Source organism: Flavilitoribacter nigricans DSM 23189 = NBRC 102662, from assembly GCF_002646595.1.
Taxonomy (GTDB): Bacteria; Bacteroidota; Bacteroidia; order Chitinophagales; family Saprospiraceae; genus Flavilitoribacter; species Flavilitoribacter nigricans.
The window spans coordinates 417798-439229 of sequence record NZ_PDUD01000017.1 but is presented as its reverse complement, the minus strand read 5'-3'; the positions used below and the strand labels follow the sequence as shown (position 1 = coordinate 439229).

Annotated in this window: 13 protein-coding genes; 10 read left to right on the top strand and 3 right to left on the bottom strand. The window is 53.9% G+C overall.

Annotation, left to right across the window (positions count from 1 at the left end):
• Positions 1–91: 91 nt before the first annotated feature.
• The 3 genes from CRP01_RS10890 to CRP01_RS10880 all read left to right on the top strand — a co-directional run bounded on the left by CRP01_RS10890 (position 92) and on the right by CRP01_RS10880 (position 7267).
• Entirely contained in the window at positions 92–2203 is a 2112-nt protein-coding gene (locus CRP01_RS10890; RefSeq protein ID WP_099150049.1) for a CehA/McbA family metallohydrolase domain-containing protein, read from the top strand.
• 205 nt (positions 2204–2408) lie between these two features.
• On the top strand, positions 2409–5957 hold the full coding sequence (locus CRP01_RS10885) for a CRTAC1 family protein (protein WP_099150048.1): 3549 nt from the start codon (positions 2409–2411) through the stop codon (positions 5955–5957).
• Positions 5954–7267: a vanadium-dependent haloperoxidase gene (locus CRP01_RS10880; protein ID WP_222845698.1), complete on the top strand. Its 1314-nt coding sequence runs from the start codon at positions 5954–5956 to the stop codon at positions 7265–7267. Before CRP01_RS10885 ends, CRP01_RS10880 begins: the two co-directional genes overlap by 4 nt.
• Positions 7268–7309: 42 nt before the next feature.
• On the opposite strand, the gene CRP01_RS10875 is transcribed toward CRP01_RS10880, so the two are convergent.
• The gene (locus CRP01_RS10875) at positions 7310–8038 is read right to left on the bottom strand and encodes an NUDIX hydrolase (RefSeq protein ID WP_099150047.1); all 729 of its coding nucleotides are present in this window, start codon (positions 8036–8038) and stop codon (positions 7310–7312) included.
• Positions 8039–8289: 251 nt separating this feature from the next.
• Here CRP01_RS10875 and CRP01_RS10870 point away from each other — a divergent pair, with 251 nt between their 5' ends.
• The 6 genes from CRP01_RS10870 (at position 8290) to CRP01_RS10845 (ending at position 16234) form a co-directional block, all read left to right on the top strand.
• Positions 8290–9615, top strand: coding sequence for an amino acid permease (locus CRP01_RS10870; RefSeq protein WP_099150046.1), 1326 nt, complete (start codon positions 8290–8292; stop codon positions 9613–9615).
• A gap of 86 nt (positions 9616–9701) precedes the next feature.
• Positions 9702–10583 carry a dimethylarginine dimethylaminohydrolase family protein gene (locus CRP01_RS10865; protein WP_099150045.1) on the top strand — a complete coding sequence of 294 codons (882 nt, stop codon included), beginning with the start codon at positions 9702–9704 and terminating at the stop codon, positions 10581–10583.
• Between the two features lie 322 nt (positions 10584–10905).
• Positions 10906–11709 carry an SDR family NAD(P)-dependent oxidoreductase gene (locus tag CRP01_RS10860; RefSeq protein ID WP_099150044.1) on the top strand — a complete coding sequence of 268 codons (804 nt, stop codon included), beginning with the start codon at positions 10906–10908 and terminating at the stop codon, positions 11707–11709.
• Between the two features lie 167 nt (positions 11710–11876).
• On the top strand, positions 11877–13088 hold the full coding sequence (locus CRP01_RS10855; RefSeq protein ID WP_099150043.1) for a multidrug effflux MFS transporter: 1212 nt from the start codon (positions 11877–11879) through the stop codon (positions 13086–13088).
• A 272-nt stretch (positions 13089–13360) separates the two neighbouring features.
• Entirely contained in the window at positions 13361–13816 is a 456-nt protein-coding gene (locus CRP01_RS10850) for a (2Fe-2S)-binding protein (RefSeq protein ID WP_099150042.1), read from the top strand.
• A 165-nt stretch (positions 13817–13981) separates the two neighbouring features.
• On the top strand, positions 13982–16234 hold the full coding sequence (locus CRP01_RS10845) for a xanthine dehydrogenase family protein molybdopterin-binding subunit (RefSeq protein WP_099150041.1): 2253 nt from the start codon (positions 13982–13984) through the stop codon (positions 16232–16234).
• 408 nt (positions 16235–16642) lie between these two features.
• Here CRP01_RS10845 and CRP01_RS10840 read toward each other — a convergent pair whose 3' ends face one another.
• Together CRP01_RS10840 and CRP01_RS42255 are read right to left on the bottom strand one after the other, a co-directional pair.
• Positions 16643–17617: a helix-turn-helix transcriptional regulator gene (locus tag CRP01_RS10840; RefSeq protein WP_170110320.1), complete on the bottom strand. Its 975-nt coding sequence runs from the start codon at positions 17615–17617 to the stop codon at positions 16643–16645.
• A gap of 130 nt (positions 17618–17747) precedes the next feature.
• The gene (locus CRP01_RS42255) at positions 17748–18209 is read right to left on the bottom strand and encodes a hypothetical protein (protein WP_170110319.1); all 462 of its coding nucleotides are present in this window, start codon (positions 18207–18209) and stop codon (positions 17748–17750) included.
• Between the two features lie 317 nt (positions 18210–18526).
• On the opposite strand from CRP01_RS42255, the gene CRP01_RS10835 reads away from it, so the two are divergent.
• A complete protein-coding gene (locus tag CRP01_RS10835) occupies positions 18527–21016 on the top strand; it encodes a TonB-dependent receptor (RefSeq protein WP_099150117.1) in 2490 nt (829 codons plus the stop codon).
• The last annotated feature ends 416 nt before the right edge of the window (positions 21017–21432 follow it).

Sequence of the window (21432 nt, the reverse complement as noted above, 5' to 3'; positions counted from 1 at the left end):
AACTCCTAAAACCGGATGTACTGCCCGGCTGAAACCGACTGCGAATTAGCAGGTTTTTGGTATTTTAATGGGCTCAGAAAAACCTCCCCGTATGAACAAGTATCTCTTTTTGCTCCTTTTGCTGTCCGGCACTGTAAACCTGCCGGGCCAGGAAATCTCCGATCGCTTGCACACCGATGATTACGATCCGGACTGCGGCCTGTCTTACCGGATCGAAGGGGAACAGCTGCGGCTACAGTGGAGTAAAGGCGACGGTGAGGATATGTACCTGCGCATCCGGCTGGACGAGCGCCGGGCACTCATTCAGTCGCTGGGACTAGTCCAGCAGGAAACGGAAAAGGAATTGTTCAATGAACTGCATCCGGTGTACACTTTCTGGCACGGTGAACGCAATCTAAAAGGAAAGGATGACTGGACCATCTTTTTCGACCGACCGGATCGCAAGCCCTTCACTATCGAGAAAAGTATCCTCCGTCCGGATTCTCTGATCCTGAGTAGCACCGGAAAACGATGCACCCTGTCGGTAACCGGCCTGCAATCGGCTTCTTTCCGTGGAGCTATCAATTTTATTTTCTACCCGGGCAGTGCCCTGGTCCGGCTGGAAGCAGCCGTGCAGACGGATGTGCCCGATATGGCCTACCTCTACAGCTTTGGTCTGATGAATTATTCCAACAGCCTGCAATCCGTCCACTGGGAGTCACCGCTGGAGGGCTGGCAGAGCATGGAACGATCTGCCGCCCGGGGCGAGGTTCGCGAAACGGCTTTCCGCACGGTGCTGGGGGCCTCCGAAGCGGGCGCTCTGGCCTTATTTCCGCCGCCCCATCAGTTTCTGTATCCGCTGGACTTCGTGGAGAACTATGGGTACAACTGGTCGGGTACGGACTATCTGGACCTGTTCGAAGGCTTCGGGATCGGCCTCAGGCAGCCACCCTATGGAGATAGTAGGTGGGTACCCTGGATCAACGCGCCTCCCGGCAGTGTGCAGCGGATGGGCTGTTTCCTGCTGGCGGATGATGCCCCGGCGGAGGAAGTGCTGGAGCGGGTGAAGGAATACACCCACCACGATCGCTTCCCCGACCTGCCCGGTTACCGGAAACTGACGAGTCATTATCACGTCGAACATGCTCTGAATTATCTGGAAGAACAGGAGAAGCAGGGAACGGACGGCATCCCCGCCGGCCTGGAAGACCCCGATTTTGTCCAGGTTTTCAAAGATATGGGCGTAGATATGGTGCATCTGGCGGAGTTCCACGTCGGGCGAACGCCGAGGCTGCCGACGGACGAAAGGTTGAAACAACTGCGCATCATGCACCAGGAGTGTGAGCGGTTGTCTTCCGACGATTTCCTGTTAATCCCCGGAGAGGAACCCAATGTACACCTGGGCGGGCACTGGATCAGTCTTTTTCCCAAACCCGTAGACTGGGTACTCAACCGGCCGGAAGACCAGCTATTTCAACGGGAAACCGAAACGGGAACGGTCTATCACGTCGGCAGTAAGGAAGATGTCTTGCGCCTTTTTGAGCAGGAAGATGGCCTGATGTGGACCGCGCATCCCCGGATCAAGGGCTCCAAAACCTTTCCGGATGATTACCGGGAGGAGGCCTTTTATCGCTCACCTCATTTCTTCGGCGGGGCCTGGAAAGCGATGCCCGCTGACCTGTCCAAACCCTTCCTGGGAGAACGGGTACTGGACCTGCAGGACGATATGGCAAACTGGGGGGAACGAAAGCACATCATCGGCGAGGTGGATATCTTTAAGATCTTTAAAGGCTACGAGCTGTACGGCGCCATGAACGTCAATTATCTCAAGATGGACCGCATCCCACGCTTCACCGACGGCTGGCATCCGGTACTGGATGCCCTGCGTTCCGGTAACTATTTCACCACGACCGGGGAGGTCATCATTGAGTCATTTACGGTTGACGGCGTGCCTCCCGGTGGGGAGTTAACACCGGATAGTTCGGAGGCAGTCATCGAAATGGACCTCAACTGGACGTTCCCGCTGAACTACATCCGGATCATTACGGGAGACGGTACGACCACCTCCAGCCGCATCATCAACCTGGACGAAACCGGGACTTTTGATCGCGATCATTTTTCCCTGCAAGCTGATATTCGGGGACAATCATGGCTCCGGCTGGAGGTCTGGGACGTGGCCGCCAACGGAGCCTTTACCCAGATGGTCTATCTGACGAAAGAATGATCCGTCCTTTCTGCTGGATGTCCCGAAATGCCTCATCTACAGCCTGTTCTCCGGGCGAGAGACCCCATTTTGGCACAAATTGACGAACAATTGAACAGTATGGGGAAGGTCGATCTTTTGCCGAAAGTTAAATTTGTTCGTGTTCATTTGCGGGGCGATCGCGGCCCCGAAACAGCTTTAAACGAGTAAATTTTAGATTGGCAAGATGATGAAGATAAGAAGCAATGCATTCCTATTTACCCTGGTCGTATGCTGCTACCTTCGGACGCTCCCGCTGTCCGGCCAGCACAACGGCACCCTCTTCCAACTGTTGCCGGCGGCCGAAACCGGTATCGATTTTAACAACCAGCTTTTCGAAAGTGATACCCTGAATATCCTGAACCAGGCCAACCTCTACAATGGCGGTGGGGTAGGGGTGGGCGACTTCAACCGGGACGGCCTCATGGACCTCTATTTTGCCGCCAACATGGTCTCCAATAAATTATACCTCAACCAGGGAGAGCTGAAATTCCAGGATATCACGGACCGGGCCGGGGTGGACGGACAGGGGCGCTGGTGTACGGGCGTGGCCGTGGTGGATATCAATACGGACGGCTGGCCGGACCTGTACGTTTCGGCTTCTTTCCGGAGTGACGCGGAACGGCGGACCAATCTGCTCTACCTCAATCAGGGGCTGGATGCCCATGGCGTACCGATCTTTAAACAATCAGCCTCCGAATATGGATTGGACGATACCGGATTCAGCACCCAGGCTTACTTTTTTGACTATGATCTGGACGGAGATCTCGATCTCTACCAGGTGACCAATGAGATCTACGATCCGAGAACGCCCATTCGCTATCGCTCCAAGCTGACCGACGGCAGTGCGAAGAACACGGACCGCTTGTATCGCAACAACGGCAACGGGAGCTTTACGGACGTCTCCCGGGAAGCGGGCATCAATATCGAAGGTTGGGGCCACGCTGCTTCCATTACCGACATCAATATGGACGGCTGGCCGGATATCTACGTAGCCAATGATTTCATTTCCAATGATCTGTGCTACATCAATAACCAGGACGGTACCTTCACGGACCAGTTAGGTGTATACTTCAAACACACGGCCTGGAACGCCATGGGGACTGACATTGTGGACATCAATAATGACGGCTATTCCGACCTGATCTCTCTGGAAATGCTGCCGGAAAATAACCTGCGGAAGAAAAGAATGCTGAGCGGCAATGAATATTACAACTACATCAATAATGAGCAGTATGGGTACAACCACCAGTATGTGCGCAATATGCTGCAGTTGAATTCCGGCCCGACTCCGGATGGGCAGCCGGTATTTGAGGATGTCGGTTTCATGTCAGGCATCTACCAGACTGATTGGAGCTGGTGTTCGCTGGTGGCGGATTTCGACCACGACGGTTTTCGGGACCTCATTATTACCAACGGTTTGCCGCGGGATGTGACCGATCTGGATTACATCGCCTACGGTAACGGCCAGAGCGGCGCTTCCGAAAGTTATACCCTGGCCATGACCGATTCGCTGCCGGTGGTCAAACTGGCGAACTACGCTTACCGGAACACTAACGGGGTCCTGTTCGAAAATACGGCCCGGGCCTGGGGGCTGGACGACGAGTCGTTCTCCAACGGCGGAGTCTATGTGGATCTGGATAATGACGGCGATCTGGAAGTGGTCATCAACAACATCAACGGTCCGGCTTTTTTGTACGAAAATACCCTGCAGGACAACGACCGCTACCTTTCGGTCCGCTTCGAAGGGCCCGCTGCCAATCCGGACGGACTGGGAGCGACCCTGCAGATCTATTACGATCAGGGCCAACAGCAATTTTACGAGCATTATCCCATTCGGGGTTATTTATCGACCAACGATCCCCGGGCACACTTCGCACCGCCTGTGAAAAGGATCGATTCCCTGCTGGTTCGCTGGCCGGACGGCAGTAGTCAGCAACTCGAACGCATCAAAACGGGACAAACCATCACTCTGAACCACCAGGCTGCCGGACGCCGGATAGAAAAAGCACCGGCCGACCGCTTCGATGCTACACTGCTCCGGAATACCACGGCGGAACACGGCGTCCGGTACCAGCCCGTAGAAACCGATTTTGCCGATTACAACATCCAACGCACCCTGCCCCACAAACTGAGCCAGTACGGTCCCGGTATTGCGGTGGGCGATATTGATCAGGATGGCCTGGACGATTTTTACGTCGGGGGTTCTTCCGATCATCCCGGCGTCTTTTTTATGCAGGATGCCAATGCCCGTTTTACCGCTGACAATTCGCGCTTTTTGCAGGAAGAAGATATTCTGTACGAAGATATGGGCGTATTGCTATTCGATGCAGACAACGATGCGGACCTTGATCTCTATCTGGTGAGCGGTAGTTACGAGATTCCCGCGGAGCACCCCATCAGCAACGACCGATTTTTCCTGAACGACGGTAAAGGCCATTTCGCCCGGGCCGAAGGAGCCCTGCCTGCCGATCTCACCAACGGTTCCTGCGTGAAGGCGGCGGATTTTGATGGTGACGGTGACCTGGACCTCTTCGTCGGCGGACGGGTAGTTTCGGCCGCTTATCCGATGGCGCCCAGGAGTTTCCTGCTGGAAAACAACAACGGAAAATTCACGGACGTCACGGAACGGTACTTCCCGGAACTCCGGCATATCGGCATGGTTACCGACGCGCTGTGGAGTGACTTCAATGCGGACGGAAAGCCGGATCTGGTGCTGACCGGCGAGTGGATGCCGGTTGTATTTCTGCAAAATACAGGTATGGCTTTCCGGCGGATCGAGACGGGCCTCGATCAGCGCACAGGCTGGTGGAACAGCCTGACCGCCGGTGACTTTGACGGCGACGGCGATATCGATTATGTGGCCGGAAATCAGGGGCTGAACACCAATTATACGGCAAGTCCGGAAGAACCCATGACGATCCTGGCCAAGGATATGGATGGAAACGGACTAATCGATCCCATGGTCTTTTGCTACATCAAAGGGGCGGACGGTGTGCGACGTGCTTACCCGATGGCTTCCCGCGATGACCTCGTGAGTCAGGTAGTGAGTATGCGCAAGAAATTCCCCACCTACACGGCCTACGGCCTGGCGTGTATGGACGATATCTGGTCTGCGGCCGACCGGGGAGATGCCATCCAACTGGATGCTACGGAAATGAGGACTTCTTACATCGAGAACCGGGGAGATGGCCGTTTCGTGATGAGCCCGCTCCCATTGGCTGCCCAGGAAGCGCCCGTTTACGGAATGATCAGTCGCGATGTCAATGGCGACGGTCATCTGGATCTTTTACTCGTCGGCAACGATTACGGAATGGATCCCTACAGCGGCCGACACGACGCCTTTTCCGGCCTCTGCCTGCTGGGGGATGGACAGGGACACTTTACCGAAGTGCCGCTGCAGGAAAGTGGATTTTTCGTCCGGGGCGATGCCAAAGGGCTGGCGAGTCTGCAAACTGCCAAAAAGGAAATGGCCGTCATTGCTACCCAGAATCAGGACGATCTGCTGGTGTTCAATGAGAACAGTTCCACCCGCAGGGAGATCACCCAATGGATCGATCTGCAGGCCAACGATTTTTCGGCCGACATCCTTTACCGGGATGGGAGCCGGCGGCGGGTAGAATTTTATTACGGCGCTACCTATTTGTCCCAGTCATCCCGAAAATTCCCGATCAATAACCAGATAAAAAGTATGACCATTACCGATTTCAGCGGTAATAAAAGGAAAGTATTATGATGCGATTACTGTGGGGTAGTCTGATCCTGGCATTTGTGCTGCAATCGGACGACTGGAAAAGCAAAACCGAACAGCCCGATTATATCCACCGGGCCATCAAGCAAGTGACGGATGTAATGGTTTACGACATCTACTCACCGCCGGTCACGAGCCGGACTTACGCCTATATTTCCGTGGCAGCCTACGAGACGCTGATCCAGGGGGACCCTACCTACCGAAGTATGGCCGGTCAGTTACTGGATCTGGAAGCGGTACCGGAGCCGGAAGCGGGCCGGGAAATCAGCCTGACCCTGGCCGCCGTGCACGCGGTGCTTACCTCGGGTAAAGCTTTTGTCATTTCGGAAGAAAAGATCAACGACTTTGAAAGTGCTTTGCTCACAGAATTCAGGGGACACGGTATGCCGGAGGAGGTGTTGGAAAATTCCCTGGTTTACGGTCAGCGGGTAGCGGCCCACATCCTGGCCTGGGCGGGCGGCGACAATTACCACAAGATCCGCTCGATGCCCGAATACCGGGTCCAATACGATGAAGGTTCCTGGAAACCGACCCCGCCGGCCTATCTGAAAGCGATCGAACCGCACTGGAATCAGTTGCGTCCGTTTCTGCTGGATGCTGCCGACCAGTTCAAACCGGAACCGCCACCATCATTCTCCGTGGATACCACCAGCCGGTTTTATAAAGATGTCACGGATGTTTACCAGCAGGTACGATCCAATACGGCGGAAGAGAATGAGATCGCCAATTTCTGGGATTGCAACCCCTTTAAAATGAACGTGCGCGGCCATGTGATGTACGCTACCAAAAAGATCTCGCCGAACGGCCACTGGATGAACATCACGGCCCTGGCCTGCAAGAAGGCCGGAGCGTCGACGGTGGAATCGGCGGAAGCCTACGCCAGCGTGGCGGTCACCCTGGCCGATTGCTTCATCAGTTGCTGGGATGAAAAATACCGCAGTTCGGTCATTCGCCCGGAGACCTACATCAATCAGTACATTGACCCCAACTGGACGCCGGTACTGCAAACGCCTCCCTTTCCCGAGTATACCAGCGGGCACAGTGTGGTCTCTTCCGGCGCGGCGATCATGCTGACCCGCATGTTCGGTGACGATTTTGCTTTTGCCGATTCGACGGAAATGGAGTTTGGCCTGCCCACCCGGCACTACAGTTCTTTTCGGGCTGCAGCCGACGAGGCGGCCATCAGCCGGTTTTACGGGGGCATTCACTATATGCCCGCCATCGTTAACGGGCAGGAGGAAGGCTTTGCAATCGGGCGTTATTTTGCGGAAAGGCTGCGTACGAAAGTGGAATAAGGTAGAGCAAAGTCGTTACTGCAAGCAATCATTTACTCTGTCTTATTGCTTGAAGCGGTAGAGATATGGCGCCTTATTGGCCGCCCCGGTGAATTTTTTACCGATCCGTTCCAGCACGTTCAGGTCGAGGATCTTTTTCTGGAAATTGGAGCGGACGAACGTGCGGTCAAAAATGGTTTCGTACAGCTTCTGTACGTCCTTGATCGTAAAGGTATCCGGGAGCAGGTTAAAGGCATTGAGCTTTTGGTCCAGATCGTGCCGGAGTGCTTCCAGGGCACATTCGGTGATCTCCCGGTGGTCCAGGATCATCGGTGGAAGCTCGGTGATATCGTACCACCGGATCGATTCGTCGATCTCGCTTTTTCCCAGTTTTACTTTGGTCATGTCCGCCAGCGCGTAAAATCCGATGGAAACAAATCGCCGCGCGAACCAGCGGTAGATGGCGTGATCGTCCTGATCTTTGCGTTCCAGGTCCGGATTGAGGGCAATGAGCTGGTCCAGGAATTCCTGATTTTTGCGGGCGGCCTTCCCGAAAACGTGGAATTGCTGCAAATAAATATCGGCAATGCCGGTCCGGTATTGTAAGACGCGGTGCGCCGCCTGATCGATATCTTCCTCCTGATAAATAAAACCGCTGGGCAGACCGTAAAAATCCCCCGCAAAGTTCAGTTTGCTGACCAATACCTTAAGCTGCCGGTCCTGGTAGCCGAAGATGACACAATCAACGGAGAGTTGCTGGATGTAATTCTGTTCGGGTAAGCGCTCGTACATATGGATCAGCGGTGGTATTGCGATAAATAAATAAGGAATGGGGCCGGATGCGCAGCCCCCTTGGTAGCCTCCCGGCGAAGTTCGCAATTTTTTGGCAGGCCTTCAGGACCAAAACGGGATTTTGCTGCGCAATGCCGCTGGGATCGCAATCCACGGTCGGTCCTTAAAAGGGTTCCCCACATTACTTTTCCTCCGGGATCAGAATAAATGTCCACTTCATTTCCTACCTTTTGCCTCACAATTGTTCGCGTATGAATGAATCAAATCCGGAGGTAAAAAAGAAGCTGGGACTGTGGATGAGTATGGCGCTGGTGGTCGGCAACATGATCGGATCGGGCGTGTTTTTTCTACCGGCTTCGCTCGGGGCCTACGGCGGCATCAGCATTCTGGGGTGGATATTTTCGGCTGTGGGGGCTTTTTTCCTGGCCCTGGTTTTCAGCCGCCTCAGTCGATTGGTGCCCGATCTCAGCGGCGGGCCGTACGTATACGCGCGGGTGGGATTCGGAGAATTTGCGGGATTCCTGGTAGCCTGGGGTTACTGGATATCCATCTGGTGTACCAATGCCGGAATTGCTGTGGCCCTGGTCAGTTATCTGAGTGTGTTTTTTCCCATTCTGGCCGAAGATCCGCTGATCGCCGTGCTGGTCGGGCTGGCCGTCATCTGGCTGCTGACCTGGGTCAATACCCGGGGCGTACGCTCGGCGGGGCGGGTCCAACTGATCACCACCGTGCTGAAAATAACCCCGCTGATAGTCATCGCGCTGGGCGGACTTTTTTACCTGGATCCCGCGAATTTTGTTCCCTTTAATCTAAGTGACCGCTCCGATTTTTCCGCGGTAACGGCTACGGCCACCCTGACCCTCTTTGCCTTTCTCGGGCTCGAATGTGCAACGATCCCGGCCGCTGATGTGCAGGATCCGGAAACGACAATACCCCGGGCAACCATTTGGGGAACCCTGATCACCATTCTGGTCTACATCCTGGGCACCGTAGCCGTGATGGGCATCGTGCCGCCGCAGGAACTGCAGCAATCCAGTGCTCCCTTCGCCGATGCCGCCGCCCGGATCTGGGGCGAAGGTGCCCGGCAACTGATCGCCGCGGGCGTGGTTATTTCCACCTTTGGTGCCCTCAACGGCTGGATCCTGATCCAGGGGCAGATCCCGCTGGCCGCAGCAAAGGATCGCCTGTTCCCACCGATCTTTAAAAAGGAAAATAAAAGGGGCATGCCCGGGATCGGCATTGCCATTTCCAGCATTCTGGTGAGCCTGCTGATGGTAATGAACTTTACCCGGGGATTGGCGGCCGCTTTTAAATTTATGATCCTTCTTTCCACGCTCACGGTACTGGTGCCCTATCTCTTTTCGGCCGCTACCTTTGCCTTACTGTCCTTAAAGCGGGGTATCCGCAGCGGGAAAAAGTTCTGGGGCAGTATGGTAATTGCCCTAATCGCTTTTGCCTATTCGCTCTGGGCGGTGGCCGGATCGGGGCAGGAAACCGTTTACTGGGGATTCCTGTTGTTGATGGCCGGTATCCCGTTTTACGTGTGGCTGAAAAAGGATAAACCACCGGTGGAATAAAGCTATACATGATGCGAATTGGTTGGGATTGCCCAAACCAATTTTACGTCAGCATAGAACTCATTGCTAACCCAAATCTGTGAATTATGTCCAGCACCCGTCATTCCGAATCCGGCACCCTGCGATCGGTATTGATCAAACCCGTGGAAAACGCTTTCCTAAGTCCGGAGCGGATCGAATCCGAATGGGCCGCCCTGAATTATCTGTCTCCACCCGATCTGGAACGGGCCCAATGCGAATACGCCGCTTTCGAAGCTATACTGCGCGACACCGGAGCGGAGATCTACCAATTGCCGACCGATGAAGGGCTGACTATGGATTCCGTGTACTGCCGGGATGCCGCCATTGCTACCGACGCAGGAATGATCCTCTGCAATATGGGGAAGATTGCCCGCCGGCACGAACCCCGCGCCCTGGGCGATGCTTTTGAGCGATTGGGGATTCCGGTATTGGGAGCGATCCGCTCTCCGGGTACCCTTGAAGGCGGAGATGTCGCCTGGCTGGATGCCCAAACCCTGGCGGTTGGATATACCTATCGTACCAATCTGGAGGGGATTGCGCAACTGGAAGCCTTACTCCAGCCGCAGGGCGTACAGGTGTTGCGGGTGGATCTGCCCCACTATCGGGGGCCTGACGACGTTTTTCACCTGATGTCCATCTTCAGTCCGGTAGCCGAGGATCTGGCGGTAGTCTATTCACCGCTCATGCCGGTGGCCTTCCGGGAAGAACTGATCCGGCGGCAGGTGCGGCTGGTAGAGGTGCCCGAAGGAGAGTTTGACAGTATGGGCTGCAACGTCCTGGCGCTGGCCCCCCGTCTGTGCCTGATGGTAGAAGGCAACCCGCTCACCCAGGCCGAACTGGAAAAAGCGGGATGCCGGGTCATCACCTACCGGGGAGAAGAGATCAGTGTGAAAGGCGGCGGCGGACCGACCTGCCTGACCCGTCCAATTGACCGGGTTAGGGTATAGACCTAGCTTACAAAAAGGAATTTGCATAATAACGTAGGATACGATAAGTGGCCGCAAGCGGTCCTAATCAGGTCATAAAATTTAATGTATAAAATTTATACAATAACGCTGTTTTTATCCTAAGTTTGTAAGAGGACGGGGCCATAACGGCGGTTGTGGTATGGTTGCTCTAAGCAAGGAATCCGGGAGTTCAACTGGTTGAATCGGGTTTTGGAATGACCGGTTTCCTGTACAAGGCCAGCTTCTATTGGCCCAATATGGATTACCGCTCCCAAATAAGGATCATTTTGGCTGATAAGCCTAAATATAAAAGCACTGCGTTATGAAGATTAAAGATAAAGTATGGGTTGTCACCGGCGGTGGCAGTGGCATGGGCCGCGAACTGGTTTTGCAACTGCTGGCCAGAGGGGGCCGGGTAGCGGTTGCGGACATCAACGAAGCCGGTATGCAGGAAACGGCCCAACTGGCCGGAAATGTCGGAGCCAGGCTATCCATCCATACCCTGAATATTGCCGATAAAGAACAGGTACTGGCTTTTCCGGAACAGGTGCTGGCCGCCCACGGCGCAGTGGACGGACTCATCAACAATGCCGGCATCATTCAGCCGTTCATCAAGGTGAACGACCTGGAATTCGCCGCGATCGAAAAGGTGATGAATGTGAATTTTTACGGTACGCTGTACATGGTCAAAGCCTTTCTGCCTCATTTATTGGAAAGACCGGAAGCGCACATCGCGAATATTTCGAGTATGGGTGGTTTTTTGCCGGTACCGGGTCAGACCTTTTACGGAGCCTCCAAAGCGGCGGTTAAACTTCTGACCGAAGGTTTGCATTCCGAATTGATCGATTCTCCGGTAAAAGTTACCGTTATTTTTCCGGGAGCCGTCAACACCAACATATCGGTAAATTCGGGGCTGCAAGCGCCCGCCGAGCGGCAGGCCGAAGACAGTCCGATCCAACCGCTGGATGCCGGAAAGGCGGCGGAGATCATGCTAGACGGCATTGAAAAGGACAAATACCGGGTGCTGGTCGGTAAGGACGCCCGCTTTATGGATGCGTATTCCCGGCTCAGTCCCAAAGGCGCCGCGCGGCTCATTTATAAAAAAATGAAGGAGCTGCTTTCCTGAGTTGCTCTGGTTAAGCGGTGTTTGCGGTTCGGGCCGGCCTCATCCCCATTTGTGAGTCCGCGCTGAATGATTGAAAAGTGTAGTTTTTTGTTTGGTTAATGTTACCTGATATCTGGTAATTGCATCAATTTTGCGCCCGATTTATCAGTAATGTATCCAAACTAGCTATGAACACTTATCAGAAAAAAGAGCGCTTCTTCCTGGTGCTGATCCTTGGTCTGCTGACCGCCATGGGGCCTTTGTCCATCGACCTCTATCTGCCCGCCTTCGGAGATATTGCGCAGAGCCTGGGTACCGACATCAGTAGCGTTTCGCTTTCACTTTCCAGTTACTTTATCGGCCTGTCCATCGGTCAGGTGATCTATGGACCGTTCCTGGAACGTTTCGGAAGAAAGAAACCGATCTACATCGGCGTCCTCATTTACATCTTTGCGGCTTTGGGCTGCGCGGCTACTACTTCGGTGCAAGGCCTCATCGTTTACCGTTTTTTCCAGGCGTTGGGAGCCTGCGGGGGGCTGGTAGCCGCCCGGGCGGTGGTCCGCGATCTGTTTGATACCCGGGAGGTGGCACGGGTTTTTTCCATGCTCATTATGGTGGTGGCCGTTTCACCCATCATTGCGCCCACGCTTGGCGGCTATATTACCACGCACTTTCACTGGCGTTACGTCTTTGGGTTGCTGGTGGTGCTGGCCCTGCTGATCCTGGCGGGCACCATTATCCTGTTGCCGGAAAGCCGGCCGCCCAACCCGGCTTATTCCATGAGACCGGCTTCCATTTTGAAGAACTACCGGGAAGTACTGCGGAATCCGCACTTCTTCATTTTTGCAATTTCGGGCTCTATCGCCTATGCGGGGGTGTACGCCTATCTGAGCGGCTCACCCCATTTGTATCTGGAGATCTTTGGTGTCAGTCAGAGCCAGTATGGATTGATCTTTGCGTTTGTCGCGGCGGGCCTCATCGGGGCCAGTCAGGTCAATAACCTCATTTTGCACCGGTATTCCAGTGAAAACATAATCTGGATGGCTTTAATCCTGCAGTCGGCGATTGCCGTGATTTTGCTGGCCGTGTATATGCTGGATTATGCGGGCTTTTACACCATTACCTTGCTGCTGTTTGCCTATCTATGCTGTCTGGGATTTATTTTCCCGAACGCATCGGCGCTTTCCCTGTCCGGGCTTGGCCATACGGCCGGGAATGCATCCGCACTGTTAGGCGGCATTCAAATGGTAATGGGGGCGCTGGCTTCTGCCCTGGTGAGTTTTTTCCTGGACCAGACCTCAATTGCCATGTTCCTGGTACTGAACGTTTGTGCGTTCAGCGCTTTGGGACTGCTGAGTTTCGGCAGCAGAAGATTTGCGATGCGACTTAGTGGTAGTTAAGTAATGGGAGAATTTGCCTGGGTATCTATTTCCTTCGTTGTGCCGGGAATGGAAGACTACCCGTCTATTTACCGGTTGGTTTGAATTTTGTAAGCTTTCATTTGATAAATATAATTTTTAGAAAAAAATTATTTAGTAATTTATGGCAACACAAATTCAACGGATTGCCAGGGCAAAATGATTTAAGCTGATTTCCTCGTTTTGGGATTCGCAGTTGATCATGCACCGCCGGCAATAGTTTGCATCACTTCTAACCGGGAACATTCCAAATTATGGCAAATTTCAATCTGAACATCAACGGAAAAAAATTACAGGTAGATGTAGATCCCACCACGCCCATGCTCTGGGTGCTGCGGGACCACCTCAATCTGGTCGGCACCAAATACGGTTGCGGAATCGCCCAGTGCGGAGCCTGTACCATTCACCTGGACGGTGCGGCTATGCGTTCCTGCCAGTTGCCGGTATCGGCGGTAGGGGAACAGGCGATTACCACGATTGAGGGTTTATCCGAAAATGGAGATCATCCGGTGCAAAAGGCCTGGGTGGAGCACGATGTACCGCAGTGCGGATATTGTCAGGCCGGACAGATCATGAGCGCCGCCGCTCTGCTGAAGAACAATGCAGATCCCAGTGATGCGGAGATCGACGCGGCCATGAACGGCAACATTTGCCGTTGTGGTACCTACCTGCGGATCAAAGCCGCCATTAAAACCGCAGCAAACGGTTGATCCGTACAGCGGACGATTGCTGCCGGTCCTTACTTTATTACAAGACCCTTTTGGCTGCTTCGCCAGGATCCGAATGCCGTTTCGCATTGGTTTGGTTTGGAGACGGTGTATTGCCGACCATGAACCACTCCCTTTTTCCATCCCTTTTATCCTAAATCCATAAAAATGACTTTTATTAAAACCACGCATAACCGGCGTTCCTTCCTCAGATCTACCGCTTTGGCCGGGGGCGGAATGCTGCTGGGCTTTAACTTTTTTGCCGCCTGCCGACCCGAAAGCGAATCGGCGGAATTATCCATGCCGGAGGAATGGTCCGAGATCAATGCCTATCTGAAGATCGGAGAGAACGGTCTGGTTACCATTATGTCGCCAAATCCGGAAGGCGGGCAGAATATAAAGACGTCCATGCCCATGATCGTGGCAGAAGAGCTGGATGTAGACTGGAAAAACGTTATCGTCGAGCAGGCGCCCCTCAATACGGATGCTTTTACCCGGCAATTTATCGGGGGCAGCCAGGCTATTCGACGCGGCTGGGAAAGCCTGCGGACAGCCGGAGCATCCGCCAGATATATGTTGCGGGCCGCCGCGGCTGAGGCCTGGAATGTGCCGGTTGGAGAAGTAAGCACTGAAGCTGGTGTACTGCACCACCGGGCCAGTGGGAAAAGTGCCGGTTACGGAGAAATGGCGGCCGCCGCGGCCGCTATCCCGGTACCAGAAGAAGTGGAACTGAAGGAGCGGAAGGATTTTCGGATTATCGGGACCTCCCGCAAGAATGTGGATGGCAAAAAGATCGTCACCGGGCAGCCGCTCTTCGGGATCGATTACCAGCGGGAAGGTATGTTGATCGCTATGATCACCCATCCGCCGGCCTTCGGGATGAAGCTGAGTGCCATCGATGACTCAGAGGCCCGCACCATGCCGGGGATCCGGGACATTTTTCCCATCAAGACCTTCAAGGAGGATTACGCCCGGCAATATTTCGACACCTGTACCTTTATGGATCTGGTCGCCATCGTCGGGGATTCTACCTGGGAAGTCATGCAGGCCAAAAAAGCACTCAAGGTGGAATGGGAACCGATCGCGGATTCCAGTTATACGCGCAGCCGCGGAGATAGCCAGGAAGTGATCCCCATCCCTGCCGGTCTGGAAAATACCGACGATCATCACGCGAAAATGGCGGAAATGGCCAGCGGTACGGTAAATGTCCGCCGCAAAGACGGCGACCCAGAAGCGGCTTTCAAAAATGCGGCTAAGGTGATCGAGCGGACCTACTCCGCCCCCTTCCTGGCGCATAACTGTATGGAGCCAATGAACTTTTTCGCCCACGTCACGGCCGATAAGGCCGAACTGGCCGGTCCGCTCCAGAAACCGGAATATACCGAAAAGACCTTATCGGAGCGCATCGGTATGCCACTGGAAAACATCGATATTCAGATGACCCGCCTGGGCGGCGGCTACGGACGCCGGTCTTACGCCCACTGGCTGGTAGAGGCCGCGCTGATCTCCCAAAAGGTGGAAGCGCCGGTTAAACTGATCTATACCCGCGAGGATGATATGACCTCCGGTATCTACCGGCCCACTTACCAGGCCACCTACCGGGCGGCCCTGGATGCGGATAATAAGCTGATCGCTTTTCACGTGAGGGCCGGCGGTATCCCGGAAAGCCCGTTGTATCCGGATCGCTTCCCGGCCGGTGCGGTGGATCATTATCTCGCTGAGGACTGGTCGATCGACTCCAATATAACGGTTGGCTCTTTTCGGGCCCCACGTTCCAATTTCATCGCCGGGGCCGAACAGTCGTTTCTGGATGAGGTAGCGGAAGCTGCCGGAAAGGACCCGATCGAATTCCGGCTGGAACTGCTGGAACGCGCCCAAACGGATCCGGTAGGCGAGCGCAATGATTACGAGGCGGATCGTTACGCCGGTGTGCTGGAACTGCTCCGGGATAAGTTAGCGGCAGCTCCGGAACAACCAGATGTACACCGCGGGGTGGCGGCTTATTTCTGTCACAATTCCTACGCCGCGCAGGCGCTCGATATCACGGTGGAAAATGGGAAACCGACTATCCAAAAGGTCTGCAGTGCGGTAGACTGCGGGATCGTCGTTAACCCGGACGCTGCGGTCAATATGGGCGAGGGGGCGATCGTGGACGGCATCGGATGTGCGATGTACGGCGCTCAGACCTTCAAGGATGGCGTCGCAGAGAAAAACAATTTCGACAGCTATCGTATGATCCGGATGGCCGAGGCGCCCAAGGAGATCGACGTCCATTTCGTGGAAAATGATATCGATCCCACCGGACTGGGCGAACCGCTTTTCCCGCCGGTGATCGGCGCGCTGGCCAATGCCTTATACCGCGCAACGGGGAAACGGCATTACCAACAACCTTTTCTGGGGGCTGAACAGGTGCTGGGGTAGATCTGTTGCGATTGGACCGGAAATGGCACGGTGTGCTGCACCTTGATTGATCCCTGTCGGGCTGGAGATAGCGCGGTGCGCTGCACCTGTTTCACCATCAGATTCCTGTAAAATTGAAAGGAATTAGGTGCAGCGCACCGCATTATCTCCAACCCAGAATGTGTAATATATTCCAGGTGCAGCGCACCGCAATGGCTCGACCTATCCGGGATACAATTAGGACGCTACGCTGTAGCTAGATTGATCTTCATCCGTACGGTTGGAAATAGGACGGTGCGCTGCACCTTGATTGATCCCCGTTGGGCTGGAGATAGCACAATGCTTTGCACCTGTTTCACCATCAGATTCCTGTAAAATTGAAAGGAATTAGGTGCAGCGCACCGCAATGGATCGGGTCATCCGCAACCATCATTCCCCATCGATCCAGCGTTTGAATTTCACCACCTCCTTGCGCGAGGAGATATTCAGTTTCTGGTAGATGCTGTAGACATGGCTTTTAACCGTGCTTGGTTCGATGTGCAATTCCCCGGCGATCTCCTTGTTGGTTTTACCGGTATGGAGATGGTACAGGATCTTCCGTTCCTGGGGAGAAAGATCTTTAAAGGCGGCCGGCGGCCGCTGCAGGATCAAGGTGAGCACACCACCGATCAAAACCAACAACACCAGCATCCCGCCCCAGAGGGCAGGCCGTGTATTGTTTGCCACCGGCAGGGGTATTATCCCCTGCAGGTAAGGATGGTACGAAAAACGTTCGGCGATCCGGGCCCGGGCACTCTGTAGCTCCTGACGGTTGATGCCCCAGTCCGCATGCTGCACCGCGTAGAGGGCCGGTAATAAAAAACGACAGCTATCCGCAAAGGCCAGCAGGGTAGCCGCCTGTTCTTTCTGCACCATATTTTTATACGCTATCGAGGAAAATGCAGTGTCGATGGCTGCAAAATAAGTCCGGAGGGAATCGATGGTGTAGAGCGCCTGGTTGCGCGGATCCTGCGTGACGGAAAAATGATCGAACAGGCCCTCCGTGGCCGGTTTCAGTTGCAGCCGACTATCTTTATCGAGCGCCAGGAAACAGTGATTTTCGTCTTTGCCGCCGATCACCAGTGTAGCCGGCGGATCTCCCTTTTTATTGACGTGGATGCGGACGAGGTGCGGCCGTTCGGGAAATATATTGCCCCGAAGCACGAATTGCCCATCGTCCCGGATGTCGGATTTGGCCATGATCAGGTGCTCGGAACAACGGAACATATCTTCCAGGTCGGGGATCAAACTGAGATAAACCGTTCTTTCCCAGGTACTATCCAGCCGGACCGTGCCGCGGATGGCATACTGGCCGGCCAGATGGATCGGCAACAGCAGACCAATGAATATGGGCAGTAATTTCAAAATATGGAGTTTTGATCGGGTGATTAAATGGGCATCCGGAACGGCGGAGTGGCCCGGCTTCCCGGCGTTTTGTCCACTGGGTACCTGGCGTTCCGCTACAGTTAGGATCTGCTGAAAAACGGATAGAGGCCTATTCCGTGATCTGCTGAATATTGGCATCCAGCTTACCGTCGACACTGTAGGCATCGATCTCGACTTTCCACTGGCCGGGCATGGGTTTGGATACCTGTTTGCGCATGCTTCCTCTGGCCTGTGATCTGGATTTGCCGATGATGGAATAGGTATACGATTTGTCTTCGCCTTCCTGCTGTTCTGATTTTTCTTTCGCTTCATCCCGGCTGACGGCCTCCAACTGGAAGGCACCTTCTTTTTTACCATTGGGGTCCAGGATCCGGACTTTCAGGCTTCCGCCTTTGATCTTTCCGGAGAACTGGAACATGATCTTACTGACGTCGGTCCCAATAGGTACCAGGATCTCTTTTACCTCGGTGGTATTTTCAAAATCAAAATCTACGGACAGGTCTCCATCCTGTTGGGCTTGCAGGATCAGACCGCTAAAAATAAAACAGACGAGCATTCCAATTTTTTTCATGGTAAAGATTTATAAGTGGATTAATACTGCTAAAAACGGATTTCCTGCCCCGAATTGTCAGTTTCGGGGGTGGTAAAAAAGTAGGAGAGGGGTAGTAAATGTCGGTTAGGGAAGCTATTTGCTAAAAATTAGGGCTTCTTCAAGCTAAAAACTAGGTATCGATCCGGGGCGTGACCTCCCATTTATTCATCAACTTTTGGTATTGTGAAGCATTTCCTCAGTATCTACATTTGCAGAGCTTATTTTTATTTAGTCTAAATAAGTGATTTAAAATACACTTTATCCATTATTCTATATCAATCAATCTGCAAATGATCATGAAAAGAATTTGTACACTCTTATTTTTTTGTTTCCTCTTTTTACAGACCGGCTGGATGCAGGAATCGGCGGCCATCCTCTACGGCCATGTGACCGGAAAAGCCGGCCAGAAGCTGGCGGGCGCCAATGTGGTATTGGCCGAAACCGATCTCGGTACCTTCACCGACGCTTCCGGCATTTTTTCCATCGGACCCATTCCGCCGGGCACCTATAACGTTCATATTTCAACGGTAGGGTATCATACCCGGATAGAAAAGGTCACTTTACATGTAGGACAGCGGACCGAACTAAACATCGAGCTCGAACCTTCCAGTCTGGACCTTACGGAAGTGGAGGTTTTCGGTAAACCCAACAAGCAGGTCGAAAAACTGCAAACCATCACCCGCCTGCCGCTGGAGCCCAGCGACCAGATCCAGAGTATTTCCGTGATCTCGGATCGCCTCATTGAACTCCAGGGAAATCTGACCATTTCCGAAGCGGCCCGCAATGTACCCGGCATTTACACTTTTGCCACCTACGGCAACCAGCGGGAGAGTATGTCGGCTCGCGGCTACCGGGGTATTCCGCTGTTGAAGAACGGCGTCCGCGTGAATTCCGATTTCCGGGGTATCGGTATCCTTTCCGATATGCAGGGCGTGGAAAGCATTCAGGTACTGAAGGGAGCCAGCGCGATCACTCAGGGTATTGCCACGGATCTGGGGAGCCCGGGCGGTGTGATCAATCTGGTGACGAAAGTGCCGCGCTTTTACAACACAGCTTCGGTCAGTCTGCGAGTAGGGAGCTGGGGGCAGATCCGTCCTACCTTTGACGTTCAGGGACTCCTCAACCAATCGCAAACGCTCGCCTTCCGGCTGAACGGTGCGTACGAACACGCCAATAGTTACCGCACCGGCGTTTCACTGGAAAAATTCTACATCAACCCTTCGCTGGCCTGGAAACCGGATCCCCGAACTACCGTAACCCTGGAAATGGATTTTCTCGATGACAGCCGCACGCCGGATCCCGGTACCGTCAACCTGGCGGCCAACGATACCAATGCCATCTACGACCTGCCCTACGACCGTTTCCTGGGTTTTTCCTCGAACCGGGCCGTTACCCGGAACGGTACTTATACCGCCCGCATCCAGCGGGAGTTGAACGATCAGCTTCAACTGCGGGCCGCTTATATCTATTCCGGGCTGGATATTTCCTCCATCACCACCAGCCTGTCCTCCGGTGGGCGTGGGTTGCCCAATCTCTCGGAGTTCAATCAGCGCTACCGCACGATCGGTGCCTCCAGCCGGATAGACAAGAATTCCGTATTGCAACTGGACCTGATCGCTCAGGAAGTAAAGACCGGTGCTGTAAAGCACACCCTGCAGGTAGGGGTGGATTACCGGACGAATTTCCTGGAAACGAGCAGCAGTTCGCAGGCCGGCCTGCACTACGTAGACATCATTGATGTGTTCCAGCCCGTGCCGAACGATCTCCCGGAAACGGGACAGGTCTACGTGGCTCCGGTACGGGACGAATACGGCAATGTGATCAGCGGCGGACAATCCGAAGCGGCTGCCATCGAATTGCTGGCGGGCGATCCGGTGCGTTCCCGGAGTAGGTCCTACGGGCTCATGTTGCAGGATGTGGTGGAACTGACCAATTGGGCATCCGTTTTTCTGGGTATTCGCTACAATTCCCAGGAGAGCACCGGATCGGCCACCGAAACGGAAATATCGCGCGGCAACGCCTGGAATCCCCAACTGGGGCTGATGGTGCGGGTAAAAGAAGGCCTGAACGTTTTCGGTTCCTATACTTCGAGTACCAGTCTCCGGGGAGCCGGCAATGTGGACATCAACGGCGTCGAACTGGGTAACCAGCGGATCGACCAGCTGGAAGCCGGCATCAAATCCGACTGGTACGACAATCGCCTGCGATTCAATCTAACGCTTTACAAGATCAACAACACCAATATGCCGCTGCCGGTATACGATGCCAACTGGAACCCGACCGGCTACTACCAAAAGGGCGGCAATGACGAACGCAAAGGCATCGAAGTGGAACTGATCGGTCGCATCTTACCGGAACTGGAGATCGTTGGGGGCTACGCCTACATCGATGCCCGCTACAAGGAACATACGTCCTTCTACCGGGATTCGGCTCCCCTCAATACGCCGAAACACACGGCGAATGCCTGGTTGAATTATACGGTCGGTAAAGGTAAATTCAGCGGTCTCAACCTGGGGGCCGGGGCTTATTACATCGGCGAACGTCCCGTTAATGACTGGGCCACGACCGTCACCCACGAGGGTATCGTACCCGATCAGGAACCTTTTAACATTGAATCCTATACGGTAGTCAATGCCTATCTGGGGTATCGGGTCTCCAATTACGGTTTCCGTTTGCTGTTCAACAACATCTTCGATCAGATCGGTTACAATGCGTACCGGACCCGTTTTATCAATCAGACGGATCCGCGAAGCTTTGCCGCGGTTATTAGCTATGATTTTAGATGATCGGACTCAGTTAGCTCGATAGCCGGAGTCTTAATGCGAAACATGAATCATGCGAATCCGGGGTTAAACTTGGAATCAATGTGCGTTTAGGCACAAAATGGAGGTAGCAAAATGACCATTTCCCGGCTTAGCGTGCCGTGGGTACGCCATGTAAAACCATATTGCGTACCTATGGCACGCTGAACCCCCCGAATTATTGGACGGACTACCTATAGCTCGTCCCTATGGGAGGAATCACTCCGAACTTTATAAAAAGCGGTGTATGACCTCAGAGAGGTTGAATATTCGTAGCATTTAGCCTGGATAAGCGTTTTTCGATCTCACGAGATCGCATATATATCACATTGCTCCATGTTGTGCGACCTCCCTGAGGTCGAAACCAGCATTTCGACTATTTTTCTACGAATGTTTAACCT

Excerpts from the sequence above, each read along its gene's own strand:
- CRP01_RS10835 (WP_099150117.1), top strand. The coding sequence starts at position 18,527 with ATGAAAAGAATTTGTACACTCTTATTTTTTTGTTTCCTCTTTTTACAG.
- CRP01_RS10880 (WP_222845698.1), top strand. The coding sequence starts at position 5,954 with ATGATGCGATTACTGTGGGGTAGTCTGATCCTGGCATTTGTGCTGCAA.
- CRP01_RS10865 (WP_099150045.1), top strand. The coding sequence starts at position 9,702 with ATGTCCAGCACCCGTCATTCCGAATCCGGCACCCTGCGATCGGTATTG.
- CRP01_RS10870 (WP_099150046.1), top strand. The coding sequence starts at position 8,290 with ATGAATGAATCAAATCCGGAGGTAAAAAAGAAGCTGGGACTGTGGATG.
- CRP01_RS10890 (WP_099150049.1), top strand. The coding sequence starts at position 92 with ATGAACAAGTATCTCTTTTTGCTCCTTTTGCTGTCCGGCACTGTAAAC.
- CRP01_RS10845 (WP_099150041.1), top strand. The coding sequence starts at position 13,982 with ATGACTTTTATTAAAACCACGCATAACCGGCGTTCCTTCCTCAGATCT.
- CRP01_RS42255 (WP_170110319.1), bottom strand. The coding sequence starts at position 18,209 with ATGAAAAAAATTGGAATGCTCGTCTGTTTTATTTTTAGCGGTCTGATC.
- CRP01_RS10855 (WP_099150043.1), top strand. The coding sequence starts at position 11,877 with ATGAACACTTATCAGAAAAAAGAGCGCTTCTTCCTGGTGCTGATCCTT.
- CRP01_RS10875 (WP_099150047.1), bottom strand. The coding sequence starts at position 8,038 with ATGTACGAGCGCTTACCCGAACAGAATTACATCCAGCAACTCTCCGTT.
- CRP01_RS10885 (WP_099150048.1), top strand. The coding sequence starts at position 2,409 with ATGATGAAGATAAGAAGCAATGCATTCCTATTTACCCTGGTCGTATGC.
- CRP01_RS10850 (WP_099150042.1), top strand. The coding sequence starts at position 13,361 with ATGGCAAATTTCAATCTGAACATCAACGGAAAAAAATTACAGGTAGAT.
- CRP01_RS10860 (WP_099150044.1), top strand. The coding sequence starts at position 10,906 with ATGAAGATTAAAGATAAAGTATGGGTTGTCACCGGCGGTGGCAGTGGC.